Annotated in this window: 15 protein-coding genes and 1 pseudogene; 5 read left to right on the top strand and 11 right to left on the bottom strand. The window is 37.1% G+C overall.

The window, feature by feature from the left end; translation table 11 throughout:
- Positions 1-21 precede the first annotated feature (21 nt).
- From N7Z68_RS22485 to N7Z68_RS22510, 6 genes are all read right to left on the bottom strand, one after another.
- The gene (locus tag N7Z68_RS22485; protein WP_275120680.1) at positions 22-1,140 is read right to left on the bottom strand and encodes an extracellular solute-binding protein; all 1,119 of its coding nucleotides are present in this window, start codon (positions 1,138-1,140) and stop codon (positions 22-24) included.
- A gap of 281 nt (positions 1,141-1,421) precedes the next feature.
- Entirely contained in the window at positions 1,422-2,477 is a 1,056-nt protein-coding gene (locus N7Z68_RS22490) for an ABC transporter ATP-binding protein (RefSeq protein ID WP_275120681.1), read from the bottom strand.
- A 110-nt stretch (positions 2,478-2,587) separates the two neighbouring features.
- Complete coding sequence (locus N7Z68_RS22495) at positions 2,588-3,742, bottom strand: Ger(x)C family spore germination protein (protein WP_275120682.1); 1,155 nt, start codon at positions 3,740-3,742, stop codon at positions 2,588-2,590.
- Positions 3,732-4,832, bottom strand: a complete 1,101-nt coding sequence (locus N7Z68_RS22500) for an endospore germination permease (RefSeq protein WP_275120683.1) — start codon at positions 4,830-4,832, stop codon at positions 3,732-3,734. Before N7Z68_RS22500 ends, N7Z68_RS22495 begins: the two co-directional genes overlap by 11 nt.
- Positions 4,822-6,342 (bottom strand): spore germination protein, encoded by a 1,521-nt coding sequence (locus N7Z68_RS22505; protein ID WP_275120684.1) that lies wholly within the window; start codon positions 6,340-6,342, stop codon positions 4,822-4,824. The genes N7Z68_RS22500 and N7Z68_RS22505 overlap by 11 nt, the downstream gene beginning before the upstream one ends.
- A 133-nt stretch (positions 6,343-6,475) precedes the next feature.
- Entirely contained in the window at positions 6,476-6,736 is a 261-nt protein-coding gene (locus tag N7Z68_RS22510) for a metal-sensitive transcriptional regulator (RefSeq protein ID WP_275120709.1), read from the bottom strand.
- 229 nt (positions 6,737-6,965) lie between these two features.
- On the opposite strand from N7Z68_RS22510, the pseudogene mgtE reads away from it, so the two are divergent.
- Together mgtE and N7Z68_RS22520 are read left to right on the top strand one after the other, a co-directional pair.
- Positions 6,966-8,324: pseudogene (gene mgtE / locus N7Z68_RS22515) on the top strand (magnesium transporter).
- Between the two features lie 175 nt (positions 8,325-8,499).
- A complete protein-coding gene (locus tag N7Z68_RS22520) occupies positions 8,500-9,087 on the top strand; it encodes a YitT family protein (protein WP_275120685.1) in 588 nt (195 codons plus the stop codon).
- Positions 9,088-9,354: 267 nt separating this feature from the next.
- On the opposite strand, the gene N7Z68_RS22525 is transcribed toward N7Z68_RS22520, so the two are convergent.
- The 4 genes from N7Z68_RS22525 to N7Z68_RS22540 form a co-directional block, all read right to left on the bottom strand.
- The gene (locus N7Z68_RS22525) at positions 9,355-10,470 is read right to left on the bottom strand and encodes an RsiX family anti-sigma factor (protein WP_275120686.1); all 1,116 of its coding nucleotides are present in this window, start codon (positions 10,468-10,470) and stop codon (positions 9,355-9,357) included.
- A gap of 1 nt (position 10,471) precedes the next feature.
- Positions 10,472-11,005, bottom strand: coding sequence for an RNA polymerase sigma factor SigX (locus N7Z68_RS22530; RefSeq protein ID WP_275120687.1), 534 nt, complete (start codon positions 11,003-11,005; stop codon positions 10,472-10,474).
- A gap of 455 nt (positions 11,006-11,460) precedes the next feature.
- Positions 11,461-11,655 carry a transposase gene (locus N7Z68_RS22535; RefSeq protein WP_275120688.1) on the bottom strand — a complete coding sequence of 65 codons (195 nt, stop codon included), beginning with the start codon at positions 11,653-11,655 and terminating at the stop codon, positions 11,461-11,463.
- A 191-nt stretch (positions 11,656-11,846) separates the two neighbouring features.
- Positions 11,847-12,266: a universal stress protein gene (locus N7Z68_RS22540; RefSeq protein ID WP_275120689.1), complete on the bottom strand. Its 420-nt coding sequence runs from the start codon at positions 12,264-12,266 to the stop codon at positions 11,847-11,849.
- A gap of 248 nt (positions 12,267-12,514) precedes the next feature.
- On the opposite strand from N7Z68_RS22540, the gene N7Z68_RS22545 reads away from it, so the two are divergent.
- Positions 12,515-13,111: a DedA family protein gene (locus N7Z68_RS22545; RefSeq protein WP_275120690.1), complete on the top strand. Its 597-nt coding sequence runs from the start codon at positions 12,515-12,517 to the stop codon at positions 13,109-13,111.
- A gap of 47 nt (positions 13,112-13,158) precedes the next feature.
- On the opposite strand, the gene N7Z68_RS22550 is transcribed toward N7Z68_RS22545, so the two are convergent.
- Positions 13,159-13,578 carry a hypothetical protein gene (locus N7Z68_RS22550; protein ID WP_275120691.1) on the bottom strand — a complete coding sequence of 140 codons (420 nt, stop codon included), beginning with the start codon at positions 13,576-13,578 and terminating at the stop codon, positions 13,159-13,161.
- A 365-nt stretch (positions 13,579-13,943) separates the two neighbouring features.
- Here N7Z68_RS22550 and N7Z68_RS22555 point away from each other — a divergent pair, with 365 nt between their 5' ends.
- Positions 13,944-14,135 (top strand): hypothetical protein, encoded by a 192-nt coding sequence (locus N7Z68_RS22555; protein WP_275120692.1) that lies wholly within the window; start codon positions 13,944-13,946, stop codon positions 14,133-14,135.
- A 195-nt stretch (positions 14,136-14,330) separates the two neighbouring features.
- Positions 14,331-15,134 (top strand): alpha/beta hydrolase family protein, encoded by an 804-nt coding sequence (locus N7Z68_RS22560; protein ID WP_275120693.1) that lies wholly within the window; start codon positions 14,331-14,333, stop codon positions 15,132-15,134.
- The last annotated feature ends 14 nt before the right edge of the window (positions 15,135-15,148 follow it).

Below are 15,148 nucleotides of genomic sequence, written 5' to 3' on the forward strand. Positions count from 1 at the left end.
TCGCAAAATCATTTATTGCAATTATCTTAATTCAAGGTCTAAGCCTGATTGTTCGATTAGATCTTTTGTATCTTCAAAGTATTGTCCAAGATCTTTTAGTGGCATTTTTTGTACTTTTAAATCACTTAATTTAACTGCCGCCGCATATGGTGGCTCTAAATCTGGGTTCATTGGAACTTCTAAAGACTCCCCAACGAAAGCTAGCTGATTTTCAGGTAATAGTAACCATTCAATGAACGCTTTTGCATTTGCTTCATTTGGAGCACCTTTTACTAGCCCTACTCCAGCCGCGTTTGCAATAACTCCCATTTCACCTTCACCTTGGTCAGGATAGATAAATCCAACGTTGTTATTTGTTGGTTCTTCTAGTTGTTGGTGATAGTAATAGTTGTTAACTAAACCAAATGCATGCTCACCAGCACCTACTGCCATACGAATGTCACCATGCCCGTTATAAATTCCAGCTGCATTTTCTTTAATTGCCTCAATCCATTCAGCTGTTTTCTCATCGCCCCACTCGTTACGTAGTGCTGATACATTACCAATCATACCACCATTTCCACCACGAGTGATAGCAAATTGTCCATTAAATTTATCATCCATTAAATCTTCCATTGTTTTTGGCATTTCTTCTTCTGTAATCATATCTTTATTATAAATGAAACCACGTGATCTTGCCGAAAGTGCGATCCATGAATTATCATCCGCACGGTACTGTGCATCGATTGCTTCCACACCTTCACCTTCAAAAGCAGTTAATAAATCTTCCATACGTAAATATTCTAAAGCACCAACATCATTTGAAATAAAGATGTCAGCTTGAACATTTCCAGCTTCTTCTCTTAATTGAAGTGCGTCAGCTTCATGTAAAGGTCTTACTGTTAATCCTGTTTCTTCAGCAAACTTGTCAAGTAATGGTTGAACGAATTTCTCATTACGGCTTGAATAAACTATGATCTCGCCTTCTAATTCAGCTACTGCTTCTTCTTGATCCGTTTCTTCTTGTTGCTCTTCTTGTGGTTGTTCCCCACCTGTTTCTGGTTCTGTTTGAGTTTCATCTTGACTACCGCAAGCAGCTGCTACAAACACTAATGCTAGTGCCATCATAGCAAGCATTAAAACTTTTAATGATTTTTTCATTGCGTATGTTTCCCCCCATAAATATGTAACATTTTTTATTTGTAATTGGAATGAAACTCATTCTCAATCTCAACTACAATTCGTAGTATAGTGCAATTGATAATCATTGTCAATGGACTTTTTTAAAAAAAATTTTAGTTTTGTAGAAAGTTACAATTTTATGGCGAAAAAAAACTGGCTCAAAAGAAAAGCCCACTAATTCGCAAGATAGAGCATGTTCAAGCTATCTATAGTTTGCGAAAAAGCGGGCACTTTATGAGTCAGTCCACCATATTATTTAATTAATCTACTAAAGCAACTAATTCCGGAGTTATATCAAATGTCACTACACTTCCAATCTCAATGTCTTGTTCGATCGGTGCGTAGATAACCATCGGCTCATTAGACGGTTGGTCTGATTGTAAACGGACATGTACTTCTTGGTATTCACCGCTGTATGTAACTCGTTCTACCATGCCAGCGTAACGTCCTTCTTCAGCGAGACGACAGCCTTCCGGGCGAATAGATACCATTACATTATCGATAGTCTTATCAGATTGCTGCGGTAAACAAACACGGCCAATATGCGTTTCAACGTGTTTTAAGTCCGGACATAAAGTTCCAGAAATTAAATTTGTTTTACCAACGAATTGAGCTACAAAGCAGTTTTTTGGACAACGATACATTTCCCTAGGAGCAGCAATTTGCTGGATGATCCCTTCATTCATAACAACGACTCGGTCAGACACCGCAAAAGCATCTTTTTGGTCATGGGTTACAATGATCGCCGTTGCTTTTGCTTTTCTAAGAATATTCGTTACATCATAACGCATTTTTTCTCTTAGACCAGCATCTAAGTTACTAAATGGCTCATCCATTAAAATTACTTTGGGCTTAGGTGCTAATGCGCGAGCTAATGCAACACGTTGTTGTTGTCCTCCAGATAATTCACTTGGCAAGCGATGCCCAAATTCACCTAGACCAACTAACTCAAGAACTTCTTGCGCACGTTTCTTCTTATCTCTTGTTTTCCATTTATTTAAACCAAACGTAACATTCTTTTCAATTGTAAGATGCGGAAATAAGGCATAGTCTTGAAACACCATCCCTATCCCTCGTTTTTCTGGGGGTAAGGAGCGTCGTTCATCATAAACGACTTCATCACCGATTTGAATTTTTCCTTTAGTCGGTTGTTCAAATCCTGCTAGCATTCTTAACGTTGTCGTTTTTCCACAACCACTTGGTCCTAAAAGAGTGATGATCTCACCCTCTAAAATCTCAAGATTTAATTGGTCAACGGCAGGAGTAGCCGATCTGTTATAATATTTGGTAACGTTATCAAACTGAATGAAGCTCATAGCTAACCTCCGATGCTCCTCAACTTTATCGATGAGAATGATATTCATTGTTAAAATTTTAGCACAGGACAAGCCTAAGCGTCAATGAAAAGACGTTAACTTACTAGGTTTTATCGGCCAATCTTTTGTTTGTCATATTTACCCCGCTGACCTGTATTGGAAATATTAAAAGTGACATCAATGTCAAATTGAGCGTCACGCCAGCCAGTTTCTCTCCAATCTAACGTTTCAAAATACGACGGAGCAGTCGCCCAAACCCTGTGACCTAACAACCAAGGCTCTACATTCATTTCTTGCATTTTAGCTGTCGTCCGCTTAATTTCTTCCTTTATTTCTTTTTCCATTTTTGTTTCTAATTTTGAGATGAATTCTAAATCAGTAAGTTCCTTCACCGTCGCAACATCAATAATCTCAGCATCACCTTTGACATCTATTTGAAATTTGACAGGTTCGGATTTTTTATAATCAATATTTGCTCTTAAGTCCATTCGAGTCAATGAGACCGTTGTCTTAACTCCATTATGATCCAGCACCGTGGTGTAATTCATCGAACTAATTTCATTGTCATGTAGTAACTCACTAATGCCAACCTCACGTTCGAGTAGTTTCCCAGCCATTTTATAATCCTCAAACACCGCCATCCCATCGATTTCCATTTGATCTCCTTTCGATCTCGCTAAAGGTAATGACGAGGCTCCAGAAATCATATTACTATCACGCAGAAATTCAAATAATTTCACACCTTGAGCTCTGGCTATTTTTTGATCGGCATCAAAAAAACGACTTAAATATAGGGCAGGTAACTGGACAAGAGGCGACTCTCTTTTAATAAAATCTTCTGCATTTTCCTCTTCTACAACTAATAGATACACTTGGTTGGCTACAGTTGTTTCACGGTCTAAAAAGTTGATTACTTTATCAAGGTCCTCTCTTGCAATAGCTTCAGAAATGGCTACGGCTTTTAAATGACCAAAAAAGAGAACAGTCGGAGTCAGTGACTCAATCTTAACGATCGCATCCCAGATTGTATCTGCTTCCTCATGAAATGCTTCAAATTCTTGTCCGCCAGGGGCAGCCTCTACTCCTTGGCCGATGCCTTCAGTTAGAATCGGTAATTGAATGGTAACAGCATAATTTTTTTCCGTTCCTTTATCAATCGCCATCCCAACAATCATGGAACGTTGATCTAACTCCCTAGAATCTGGAACACAGCCATTACAAATGATAAGTAGTATAATAATCACTAGAAAGCGTTTAACCTTCATGGCTCGCCCTTCCTCTCTTTTTTCTAAATAAGAAATAACAAAGGAGTACCATAGGTAATATAAAGGAGTAGATTAATGTGTTTACATGGTAAGGGCGCCACGGTTCATTTGTAAAATCGGCTGTTGCCATTATTCCTATAAAGAGAATTAGTATATAAGTAATCACCCACTTTTCAGGCTGTATTTTGGGCCAGGCTATTCTTGCCACGTAGACCATAAACCAAACGTGGATGATAACCATTTTATAAAATGCAATAATCCAAAAGCTTACAAAAAATAAATCGATTCGCTCCAGGCCACCCGCTTCTCCACCAAACGTTTGAACAAGAGAAATAAAAGGAGATACCAATGCTAAACTTTCTTCAAACCCAAAAGTACCAACTGCTACTAGACTTAGGATCACATAAGTCACCATTACAAAAATGAGACCGTAGTTCATCGAGTGCAACACTTTTTCTTTCTTTTTCACATGACTTACAAATGCTAGCAAGGCAAAGACACCGGCATAGCGAATCGTATCCGATAATGTACTAAGGGAAAATGTAACTGGATCAACCGCTATAACTGGCGGAATATAGATCCACCTGAAATGTTCTCCCAAAAGTAACGTAACTAAAAAAAGTAAGATAATCACATCAAACAGAACAAAGAACACCACAAATCGTGTAATCGCAGCCACTCCATAATAAGCCGCCGCACCTACTACTAGTAAAAAGCTCCCTACGATTATCCACCTGGGGGTTTCAGGAAGTAAATACGTTTGGACAATCGTATCCATTCCTTTAATCACAACTATTCCACTATATAAAGTGCTTAAAATAAAATAAATAACTATACCGTAAAAGATAAGTTTAGGCAGCTGCTTTTTTGATTCTGAAAACAGATTTTGACTTTCATATTTCTGAACAAATCGATGAATGAAATAAACAAGGATGAAATAAGGAATAACACCTACAATAAGTTTTAACCATGCACTTCGAATTTCTTCCCCGGAGACAAACGGAAGAAATACTAATCCAACACCAAATGTTGAACACACAGTAAACGCAAATATATCAAAGGAACGAAAGATTTGTTCATCATTTTTCATTCGCTTCACCCTCTTCTTGTCTTGCCTCGGGATTCAATCTAAAAAACGTATTCACTGCTTCTTTTACATTTAATGGGGCAAAAGGAGTTAAATACGGCTTTGAAACTGAATGTAGAGCACATAGATGGATAAATAATAAACAAATGATGAGCGTAAGACCGTATAAACCTAAAAATAATGTAGTGATGAGCAGTACGTAGCGAACCACTCTCCACGTTGACGCAATCTCCCATGACGGTGCCGTAAAGGAAGCAATCGCTGTGAACGCTATAACAATTACCATTGTGCTACTCACAATCCCAGCCTCAACTGCAGCTTGACCAATAACTAAACCGCCGACGATACCAATTGTTTGACCAATAAAACTCGGCAGCCGAATACTAGATTCAACAAGTACATCGAGTGCGAACATCATCAGAAGTGCTTCAAACCCTGCCGGAAGCGGAATGTTATTTCGTGATGCTGCCAATGTCATAGCTAACGTCGTTGGAATTAATTCCGGGTGAAATGCAACTAAAGCGACATACACTGATGGAAACATCGCTGCGACCATAACACAGGCGATACGCAGGAACATAATAAAGCTATGACTCCATGTAGAAGACTCGTCATTGTCGTCACCTGTTTCATAAAAATTGATTAAAGAAATCGGTAATATTAATGAGAAGGTTGAATTGTTTATAAGAATCGCCACTTTGCCTTGTGTTAATGAAAAAGCAACCCGATCCGGCCGCTCTGTTTTCATTGCGAGTGGAAATGGCGTCTTTGGAAAGTCTACTAAATACTGACTTAACATTTTAGAGGTCAAAATTTGATCCGTCTTTATTTTCGAAAGACGCTCTTGAAGCTTACGAACGACAGCTGGATCCGCATATTCTTCAAGGTACACCAATGCCAATTGGGTATGAGTAACTGACCCCGCCTGATACTTTTGTATTTTTAATCTCGGGTCAGGAAAGTACTTTCTCATCAGTGCCATATTTTTATGAACATCTTCAATAAAACCAATCTTTGGCCCGTACACCTGCTGTTCCGTCGATGGGTTTTGAAGACTTCGCGTTTCTACATCACCGAGTGCGATTGTCACAGGTTTATTTCCCGAAAAGTGACATATTACCTCTCCACGCATACAACGCTCTAATAATTCCTTCCAATCCTTCGGCTCAAAGTATTGAACCATATTCATTAGATCGCCTAATGAATCAACATTGATGTTCTGGTCACTTTTGCTTCGATCTGTAATGGGCCTAATAATACTTTCTTGAAACAGACTCGTGTCAATGAGTCCAATAAAAAAATAGAAATTCACTACATGATCTTCCGTAACTTTAATTTCTCGAATGAAGAAATCGTCCATATTCTCAAAAACCTTAGTAACTATATCTTTCACACTACTAATATCAGTTGTAATGTAATTTATATCTTCTAGGCCGATTTTCCTTGTAAGAAAATCATTGTAATCATACGTATTAAATTTAGGCTGTTTTTTCAGTTTATTTAAGAAGAACATACTAAACGCTCCATTTCTTACTTGTTCTCCCTTTATTATGTGAGTATTACAACTTCGTATACTTCTTTCAGATCTATAGTTATAAAACAAAAAGACTGACTTGCTATGAAGTCAGTCTCGCCTTACTATTTTTTTATCTGCTTTTCACTAATAAATTGACCGCTTCTTTTATCGTTTCCTCTGTGTTTTCCCCGTTTTCAATTTGTTCTCGAATACAGGCCTCTAAATTCGTACTTACGACTACTCCAATTGCACGGTCAAGCGCATTACGTACCGCAGCCATTTGTCCAACGATATCTTGACATTCTTTTTCTTCGTCCATCATTTTAAGGATGCCTCGGACTTGACCTTCAATACGCTTCAATCTATTCTTCACTTTATCATCGTATTTCATGCCCATCTCTTACGCCCCCAATTAACATTTTTTTCATTATACACTATTCCTATTTGTTTAACATCTAATTCAAGGTTCTCTATTTAAAGTCTTACATAAATCTATGGATTTAATCCATAAAAAAATGATTTACTAACAAACGATATTCGAGTACATTTAATAGTGTTTTAACTAGTCCATTACATATGAAGATACATAAAATATACAACAAACTAAAGCGGGTGATACAATGATCGCTAACATGTCAGATAACCAAATGCTAGTTTTAGTCATTAAATATTTGAAAGAATCTAAACGACACGCCCTTCAACAACTATTAGATGAACTACACCCATACGATTTTGCACAATTGTACAGAGGCCTCCCCGATAAGCACCATCATAAATTTCTTACTTTCTTGACGCCAAATCAAATTGCAGCATTAATTGCTGAATTAGAACGGGATCTACAAATTGAAATGTTGCACAAACTCGGTATAGAACGTTCATCAAAGGTCATGAACTTAATGGATAATGATGATGTTGCTGACTTATTAACTGACCTCTCTGGTGATAAAATTCAAGAGTTTCTCGATGCGATGAAACAAGAAGAATCAGAAACGGTTCGTGATTTAATGAATTACCCCCCAGACTCTGCGGGTGGACTTATGACCGATCAGTTTATATGGATTAAGGAAAATTATACGGTTCGAGAAGCGGTTGACAAGCTCAAGGTTTATGCAGGTATTTCAGAAAACATTTATTATTTATACGTTATTAATGAAGAGAAAAAGCTTGTTGGTGTTGTTTCTTATCGTGATCTATTAATGGCACATATTGATGAGAGAATATCAGAAATTATGTTTAGCCGTGTTATCGCCGTACCCGTAGATGCTGACCAAGAAGACGTAGCACAAATCATTGAGCGGTATGACTTTATTGCCGTACCTGTAGTTGAGAAAGATCAAACATTATTAGGTATTATCACAGTTGACGATGCAATTGATATCGTTATTCGAGAAGCAAATGAAGATATTGAAAAATTATCGGCTTCAGGTAAAGACATTGACTTTAACACGAAAGCTTTAACAGCTTCCGCTAGGCGACTGCCTTGGCTTATTTTACTGTTATTTATTGGTCTTGTATCTGGGCAAATACTTAACAGCTTTGAGGAGACATTAGAACAAGTTCTTGCCCTGATTTTCTTTATGCCGATGATTGCAGGAATGACTGGAAATACAGGCACCCAATCACTTGCAGTTGTTGTATGAGGTATTGTGACAACGACTGTCGATCGAAAAACAGTCATTAAATTGATTTTCCGGGAGCTACGAGTCGGTATTACCATTGGTATTGTTTGCGGAATTCTTATTCTCCTTATTGCGTTTGTTTGGCAAGGAAGTTTTGTATTAGGTATTGTCGTTGGTATATCCTTATTAATTACTCTTATCGTAGGAACGATGGCTGGAACTGTCATTCCTCTTGCGTTATATCGACTTCGAGTTGATCCAGCTGTAGCCTCTGGTCCATTAATTACAACTTTAAATGATATCTTTTCACTTCTCATTTATTTTGGTATTGCTAGTGCTCTTCTTTCTTATTTAATATAAATCTGTTAATCCGTTAGTTTTTAATTCAACGACATCTAAAACATAACTATCGATAACAAGCCTGGCCCTTATTAGGCCAGGCTTGTTTAATTGTTGTTCTAACCTAACAAGACATGCATATACCTTACAATTAGAGGGCCAAGCTCCTAAACTCAGAAAGCGAAGGGTGCTTCTCATGATTAAAAAAGTGTTTGCAGTTTTAATTGGTAGTCTCTTGATAAGTTACGGGATTAACCAGTTCTTCATTCCTCACCATATTCTTGATGGTGGAATGATTGGTGTCGGATTAATTGTTCATTATGTATGGGATCTGGACGTTGGGCTGTCCATTATTTTACTAAGTGTACCTATCTATATGTTAGCTTGGAAATACTATCGTATCTTTTTTTATTACAGTATCCCAGGGTTTCTCGTTTCATCCTTATTTATTGATTGGTTTGATTTCCTCACTTTACCCTATGAATTTAATCCACTACTGAGCGCAATCTTAGGCGGACTTATATTAGGTGCCGGTGTTGGTATCATGTTTCGAGTCGACATAAGTACGGGTGGACTTGATCTTCTTGCCCAAATGATTGCTGATTACTCTAAAGTAAACATTGGTATAATGATTTTTATTATTGATTTCCTTGTTGTTATAGGTGGGATCTTTGTTATTTCCCCTACTGAAGTACTGTTATCGGTTATTGCCGTTACCTCAACTGGTTTCTCTACTATGTTACTCACTTTAGATACGCATGGCTCACCCCATTCCTCCTTTTAATTCGACAACTCATTTCCCGGGAAAGCAATATTCGACTTTCTTTATTTCCCGTAATGTCGAAGCGCAGTGTAAGTTTTTGCGACATACAGACTGGCCTTAGGCGCAGAGATAAAGAAAATGCGGTGAACTTGAGTGAAGAATGTTGATCTTACCGCGTGGCGGAAAGGTTGTCTAGCTAGGCTTCGAGCGTCAAAGCTAGACATCCTAATATGTTATACTTACGAACAAAAGGGCAGTTCTCTAGGGAACTGCCCTTTCTAATTACCCTTAACGAAAAGCTATTCCGTTTGGTGAAATTTCTGTTGATATTCTATCATTTAACTGATACGGTCCAAATTCCTCTACCCCTGCATTTTTAAATTCTACTTCCTCTATCTTAAAGTCCTTAGCAGTCAGTAATATCGCTTCTACCAAGATTAATGCCTCTTCATGTATGGTTAGTTCAGTTCCTTGACCAAATAAAATAGTTGCAGCTTGGTCTGACGTTTCTATCGTGTCAATTACAATACCGGAAGTCACGGAAGTCATTAATTGAACAATATCTTCAAAGTTAAGCCCTGTAACTTCTCCAAGTCCTCCAACCACTAAAAATGTCCTGCCTGTAGAATTTTCATAAGCTGTGTATCCTGAAGGAGCACTCGTAACTGACATTTCCTCCACTGGTCCGTAACTTCCAATATCTACCCCTCTTTGTCCATCAACTAATATATTAAATCTTTCATAGCCTAACGGTTCAATTACCGACTTAATGGACTCCATTAACATATTTTCATTCGCAGATCCTGCTGGAACCTGGGGAATGTTAACTGAAACTGTTGTGTTAGATACTTCTTCCATAGTCACTCCTTCAAGAGGCGAAGCTAGTAAACCTACAGTTGACGGGTCATACTCTTCTAAGATGCTAGAGATTTGATTTAAGACCGTATCATCGTCTCTCACAATAAAACTCAAAGGAACGATAAACATGGCTTGCTCATCTAGAAATGGAATCGTTACTACTCGTTGGTCCTCTTGAAGATTACTTTCAATTATGGCAGAAATATAGTTTGTATATTCCATTGTTGTTTCTGTTGCTTCCTCTAAAGCTTCGTCCATGTCAACCATAAACATTTCACCAGCTTCGGCTTCTTCTGCATATGGTAAGGCTTCTTCACTTCCATTACTTAGTATCATAGGGATTAGTGCCAATAAAAGAACTGCAGCTGTTGCACTGGCAAGAGTAGGCATCAGCCATGGTCTTCTTCTTTTCTGTGGTTCAGCGGCTTTTATCTGCTTCTGTATATTTCGAAATATCTCATCTTTTGAACGATGATCTTTTACCTTAGGGAGTTGTTTCATTTTATTCGCAAACTCTTCTAAGTCAAAGTTATCTTTGTTGTCCACATTATCCCTCCTTTACAGCTCCAATGTTAGTCTGGCCAACGTATTCCTTTAAGGCTTTAATGGCTCGATGCGTTGTAGTTTTCACTTTACTTTCAGACCACCCGAGAACTTGGGCTGCTTCAGTAATTGTTAGTGACTGGACATATCTTAGGATAATTACTTGTTGTTGATCTGTTGAGCATTGTGCCAGCCCTTTATAAATTAGACGTAATTCGTCGGATTGAGTTACAATTTCTTCAGGTAAAGGTGCTGGATCACGAATTTCTGCTTTCTCAATCGGCCCAAGCAATCCTAACCACTTTCTTTTTTGGCGGTTTTGTTTTCGGATCCAATCAATCGTAATATTCCTTGCAATGGAATAGAGCCATGTCTTTTCACTGCTTTTCCCTTCAAAAGATACATAAGACTGGAGAACTTTAATATATACTTCTTGAACTAACTCTTCTGCCGTTTCACGACTTCGAACCATATAAAATATAAATTGAAATAATGACTGATGATACGTTTCATATAAACGATCGAATGTGCTCTCCAAAAAGGACACCTCCCTTATTTAAGACGATAAACCACTGTGTAAGTTACAAAAAAAACGCAAAAAAAGCCCAGAAGGGAGAATCCTTGTGAGCATCGTTACACAACTTTTTTGTTTATCTCCTTAGAGATAACAATATGTGAAAGTTTGGAAATTGACAACTTAAATTATTCGACAAACCTACTCCCAATAATCCAATATAAAAATCCATAAAGGAGTGCAATTCCTGCGATTAATAGAAATAGTGCTTTATTGGATAATTTCAAACTCCATCCACCACCCTAGATATAATTATTTAAATTATAGCATAGGAAGTGGACAAAAAAAATGAACGCTTAAAGAACTGATTAAGCGCTCAAACAGTACAAGCAATATAGGATTAACCCTATTATGAATTAAAATGTAGGATGACTAGTAGAAAATGATTTGAAGGATAAAAATGAATGTGGACTCATTCATTAACTTTTCTCAAAAGCAACGTTACCTCCTATGCGCCTCTTTTGGAACTTTCCTGATTCATATTCGACCACCCAGCGATGGACTAAACCTACACTTAACACATACCTTCTGGCAATCATCGATTTATTTCCTGTTTCAATTGCTTCTTTCACCACCTTCGCTTTAAATTCCTTAGAGTAGCTAGCTCGCTTCAACACTCATCCCCCATTCCATTTTCTTTTTTTGTAAACGCTTTCATAATTTGTTATAAAAAAACAACCACTAGCTTAGGGTTGTTTTCATCTCTTACTAATGTATATGTCTGAATTTTAAAAAAATATCGATAATTTGTCAAGGTTTCTAACATTACAATTGTATTAAAACCATTACATCTACGTAAAATATATCATTTCACAATCATGACTGGACACTTGGCACGCTTTGCTACTTTATGACTTACACTGCCCAATACCATTTCTTGCAGTGTATTTAGTCCTCTACTGCCGATGACGATCAAATCAAACTGTTTCTCATTTGCATACTTCACAATCGCAAGCCCAGGTTCTCCCCTTACAATTTTCACTTCATAATTAATGTTTTCATTTTTTGCCTGTTGCTCAATTGCACTCAACTTCTGTTTTCTTTGGGAAACTATCCCTAAAGCATCCCAATTTTTTAATACGTCTGCTTTTGACGTGCTCCCGTCGACTACATACAAAACCGTTACAGATGTATCTTTACTCGTTTTAGCGATGGCTATAGCTTTCTCTGCTGCCCTAATGGAATGCTCAGACCCATCAGCAGGAAGTAATATACGTTTAAACATACATATTCCCCTTTCGAAAGTCAGTAAACACACGTTTTGTTTAAGTTGAATTCGTCTAAGCTAGTAAACTACGCGACTTCCATTATTTTCTCTTTATCTTATTATAACTTAAACCAGCCAGACGGTCATTCGACTTTCACTGTGCACATATCATAGAGAGGCAAATTCTCATTTACGTACACGAATTATTAAGTTTATAATGAATTAACATTGTAGGCGAAACCTGAAAGAAGCGGTTGAGGGACATTATGGAGTTATTTGAGTTTTTAATCATGAAGTATGGCTATATTGCCATTATTATTATACTAATAGGGGGAATTGTAGGTCTTCCTATACCAGATGAAGTATTACTTACATTGATTGGGTATTATACATATGCTGGTAAGATGTCGTATACATTAGCTTTACTCTCTGCTTTTACGGGCTCAACAATCGGAATATCGATTAGTTATTTTTTAGGTGCAAAACTTGGGTTGCCTTTCTTATTGAAATATGGACCCCGTTTTCACATTACACATAAAAAAGTAGCTTATACCCAACAGCTTTTTTATAAGTATGGCCCTATCCTTCTTTTTATCGGTTATTTCATTCCAGGGCTGCGTCATATTACCGGCTATCTATCTGGAATATCCAAATACAACTTTATGAAATTTTCTCTCTTTGCCTACACCGGTGCTTTTACATGGGTCTTCCTCTTTATCACACTAGGACAGGAACTCGGGAATAAGTGGTATATTGTTGAACGGTACTTTTTAAAATTTGGGTTACTATTATTTATTTTAGTCGTACTCATCAGTATTTTTCTTATTATTAGATACAATAGTATTAAAAGGAAATCTAAATAGTCCGTTATAAATCAAAAAAAAGTGAGGAAGCCCTCACTTTTTTATTATTACTCTGCAGATTTCAGTTCGATCTCTTCTTTAACCTCATCTACTGTATCAAATAACCATGTACCTGTTAACTCTTCACCATCAAAAGCAACTGCTACAAAGCCATCTTCTACTTGGATGATATCTACTTTATAAGCACCATATTCTTCTTTTTCAGTATCGATTGTATCGATATAACGGATTTCTTGTGCAGAACCCCATAGTAATAACTCTGCAGCATATGAGCTGTACGTTTTACCTTCATGCGCTCTTTCTTTGAACTCGTCAGCTGTTAAGTAACCAGTCTCTTCAACTTCAACTACTTCTTCAGTTTCAGTTGCTCCTCCAGCTTGTTCTGTCTCTTCTGCAGGCTCAGTATCTGCTGTTCCACAGCCAACTAATAACATACCAGCTGCCATAACCATTAAAAACTTTTTCATATCTTCTCAACCCCTATATCTATTTTTCTCTCATGGGCTATTATATAACAAAAAGAATTTTAAGATAAAGTAGAAAGTTTTTACTTTTATAAAGTTTAAATTTTCACTAAAATTTAACTTTTCTGAAAGTAAATTTACTTTTTTATCTTTTGGGACCATTATTCGAGCTTAGAACTTTCTAATTTATACTAAATTACTAGTGCACTCCAGTCGCTTACCCTCTTCAACATTTTAACGATTATATTTTAATAATCGATATTTATTTATTCTAGATAATCATGTATTATATACAATTGTATGGTTATTACTTCATCATTTTTTTATAAAATAATTTACATAAAAGAAATTCTTAGGAGTCGATAGGTATGAAAAAAGATAAAGTGCGTGGTGTAAGCATTCACACAACGGGAGAAGGTTTAGCTTACTATATTCATTATGATCAAAACGGGACAAAACATGTAGACAAACAAATGTATGAGGAAGCTATTGCTTCACTACAAAAATGGGATCACCAAATTGACCAAAACAAAACCGAAGTTAGAGCTTTAAAGCTCTAATCTCGGTTTTTTCTTTAATCGATTTCTTGAACACAATCCACTATAATATCGAAACCGCTTAACTGAAAATATAAGCCAGACAGACCGAACTCAATCCTGTGAAGAACAAATTTACTTCTTGAAAAATTATTAAAATCGAATTATACTTAATTCCAAGTAAACAAATATGTTTTATTGTGATTGGAGGCGTTACCTATGATTAAGCCCGTTTATTTTCCCGCAGGAGATACCCTCTTGTCTGCTATGATTCACTATCCAAAACAAACGCTAAACAAGCATGTTCCAGCGGTGATCTTTGTCCACGGTTTTGTGGGGAGTAAGGTCGGTGAACATCGTCTGTTTGTAAAAGCTGCAAACTACTTTTCTGAACGTGGATTTCTTGTTTTCCGCTTTGATTTTGGCGGTTGCGGTGAAAGTGAAGGCGATTATAGTCACGTAACCTTAACAAAACAAGTTAAAGAGCTCCAATCTGCCATTGATTATGTATTATCCATAGATCAAGTCGATCCCAATCTATTAACAGTTGTCGGTCATAGCTTAGGCGGGGCTGTTTCATCCCTGACTGCTAGCAGGGATGAGCGAATCAAGCGGCTTATCTTATGGTCCCCTGTTGCAAGACCGTACACAGATATCGTTCGGATAACGAGTGAAGAGGCCGTTACTCAAGCTCACCAAAATGGAGTTTTTGATTACAAAGGATTTAATTTAAGCCATTTCTTTTTTGAAAATCTCAAGCTTCACCATCCATTAAAGGCTATACGTAATTACTTTGGACCAGCCTACATTATTCATGCTGCAGACGATCAAGATGTTCCTGCTGACAATGCTATCGATTACTATGATGCATTGAAAGAAAATAGAGCGGGAACGACACAATATTCTTATATTCAAGATGCTGACCACACCTTTTCTAGTTACCTTTATGAACAACAGTTATTTGATACTACGTTTGAATGGGTAGTCGGTATTGAGACCAAGTGTGAAGCTAATATTATATAAATGTAAAAAAGCTA

This window comes from Alkalihalobacterium chitinilyticum (assembly GCF_029028005.1).
Classification (GTDB): Bacteria; Bacillota; Bacilli; order Bacillales; family Bacillaceae_F; genus Alkalihalobacterium; species Alkalihalobacterium chitinilyticum.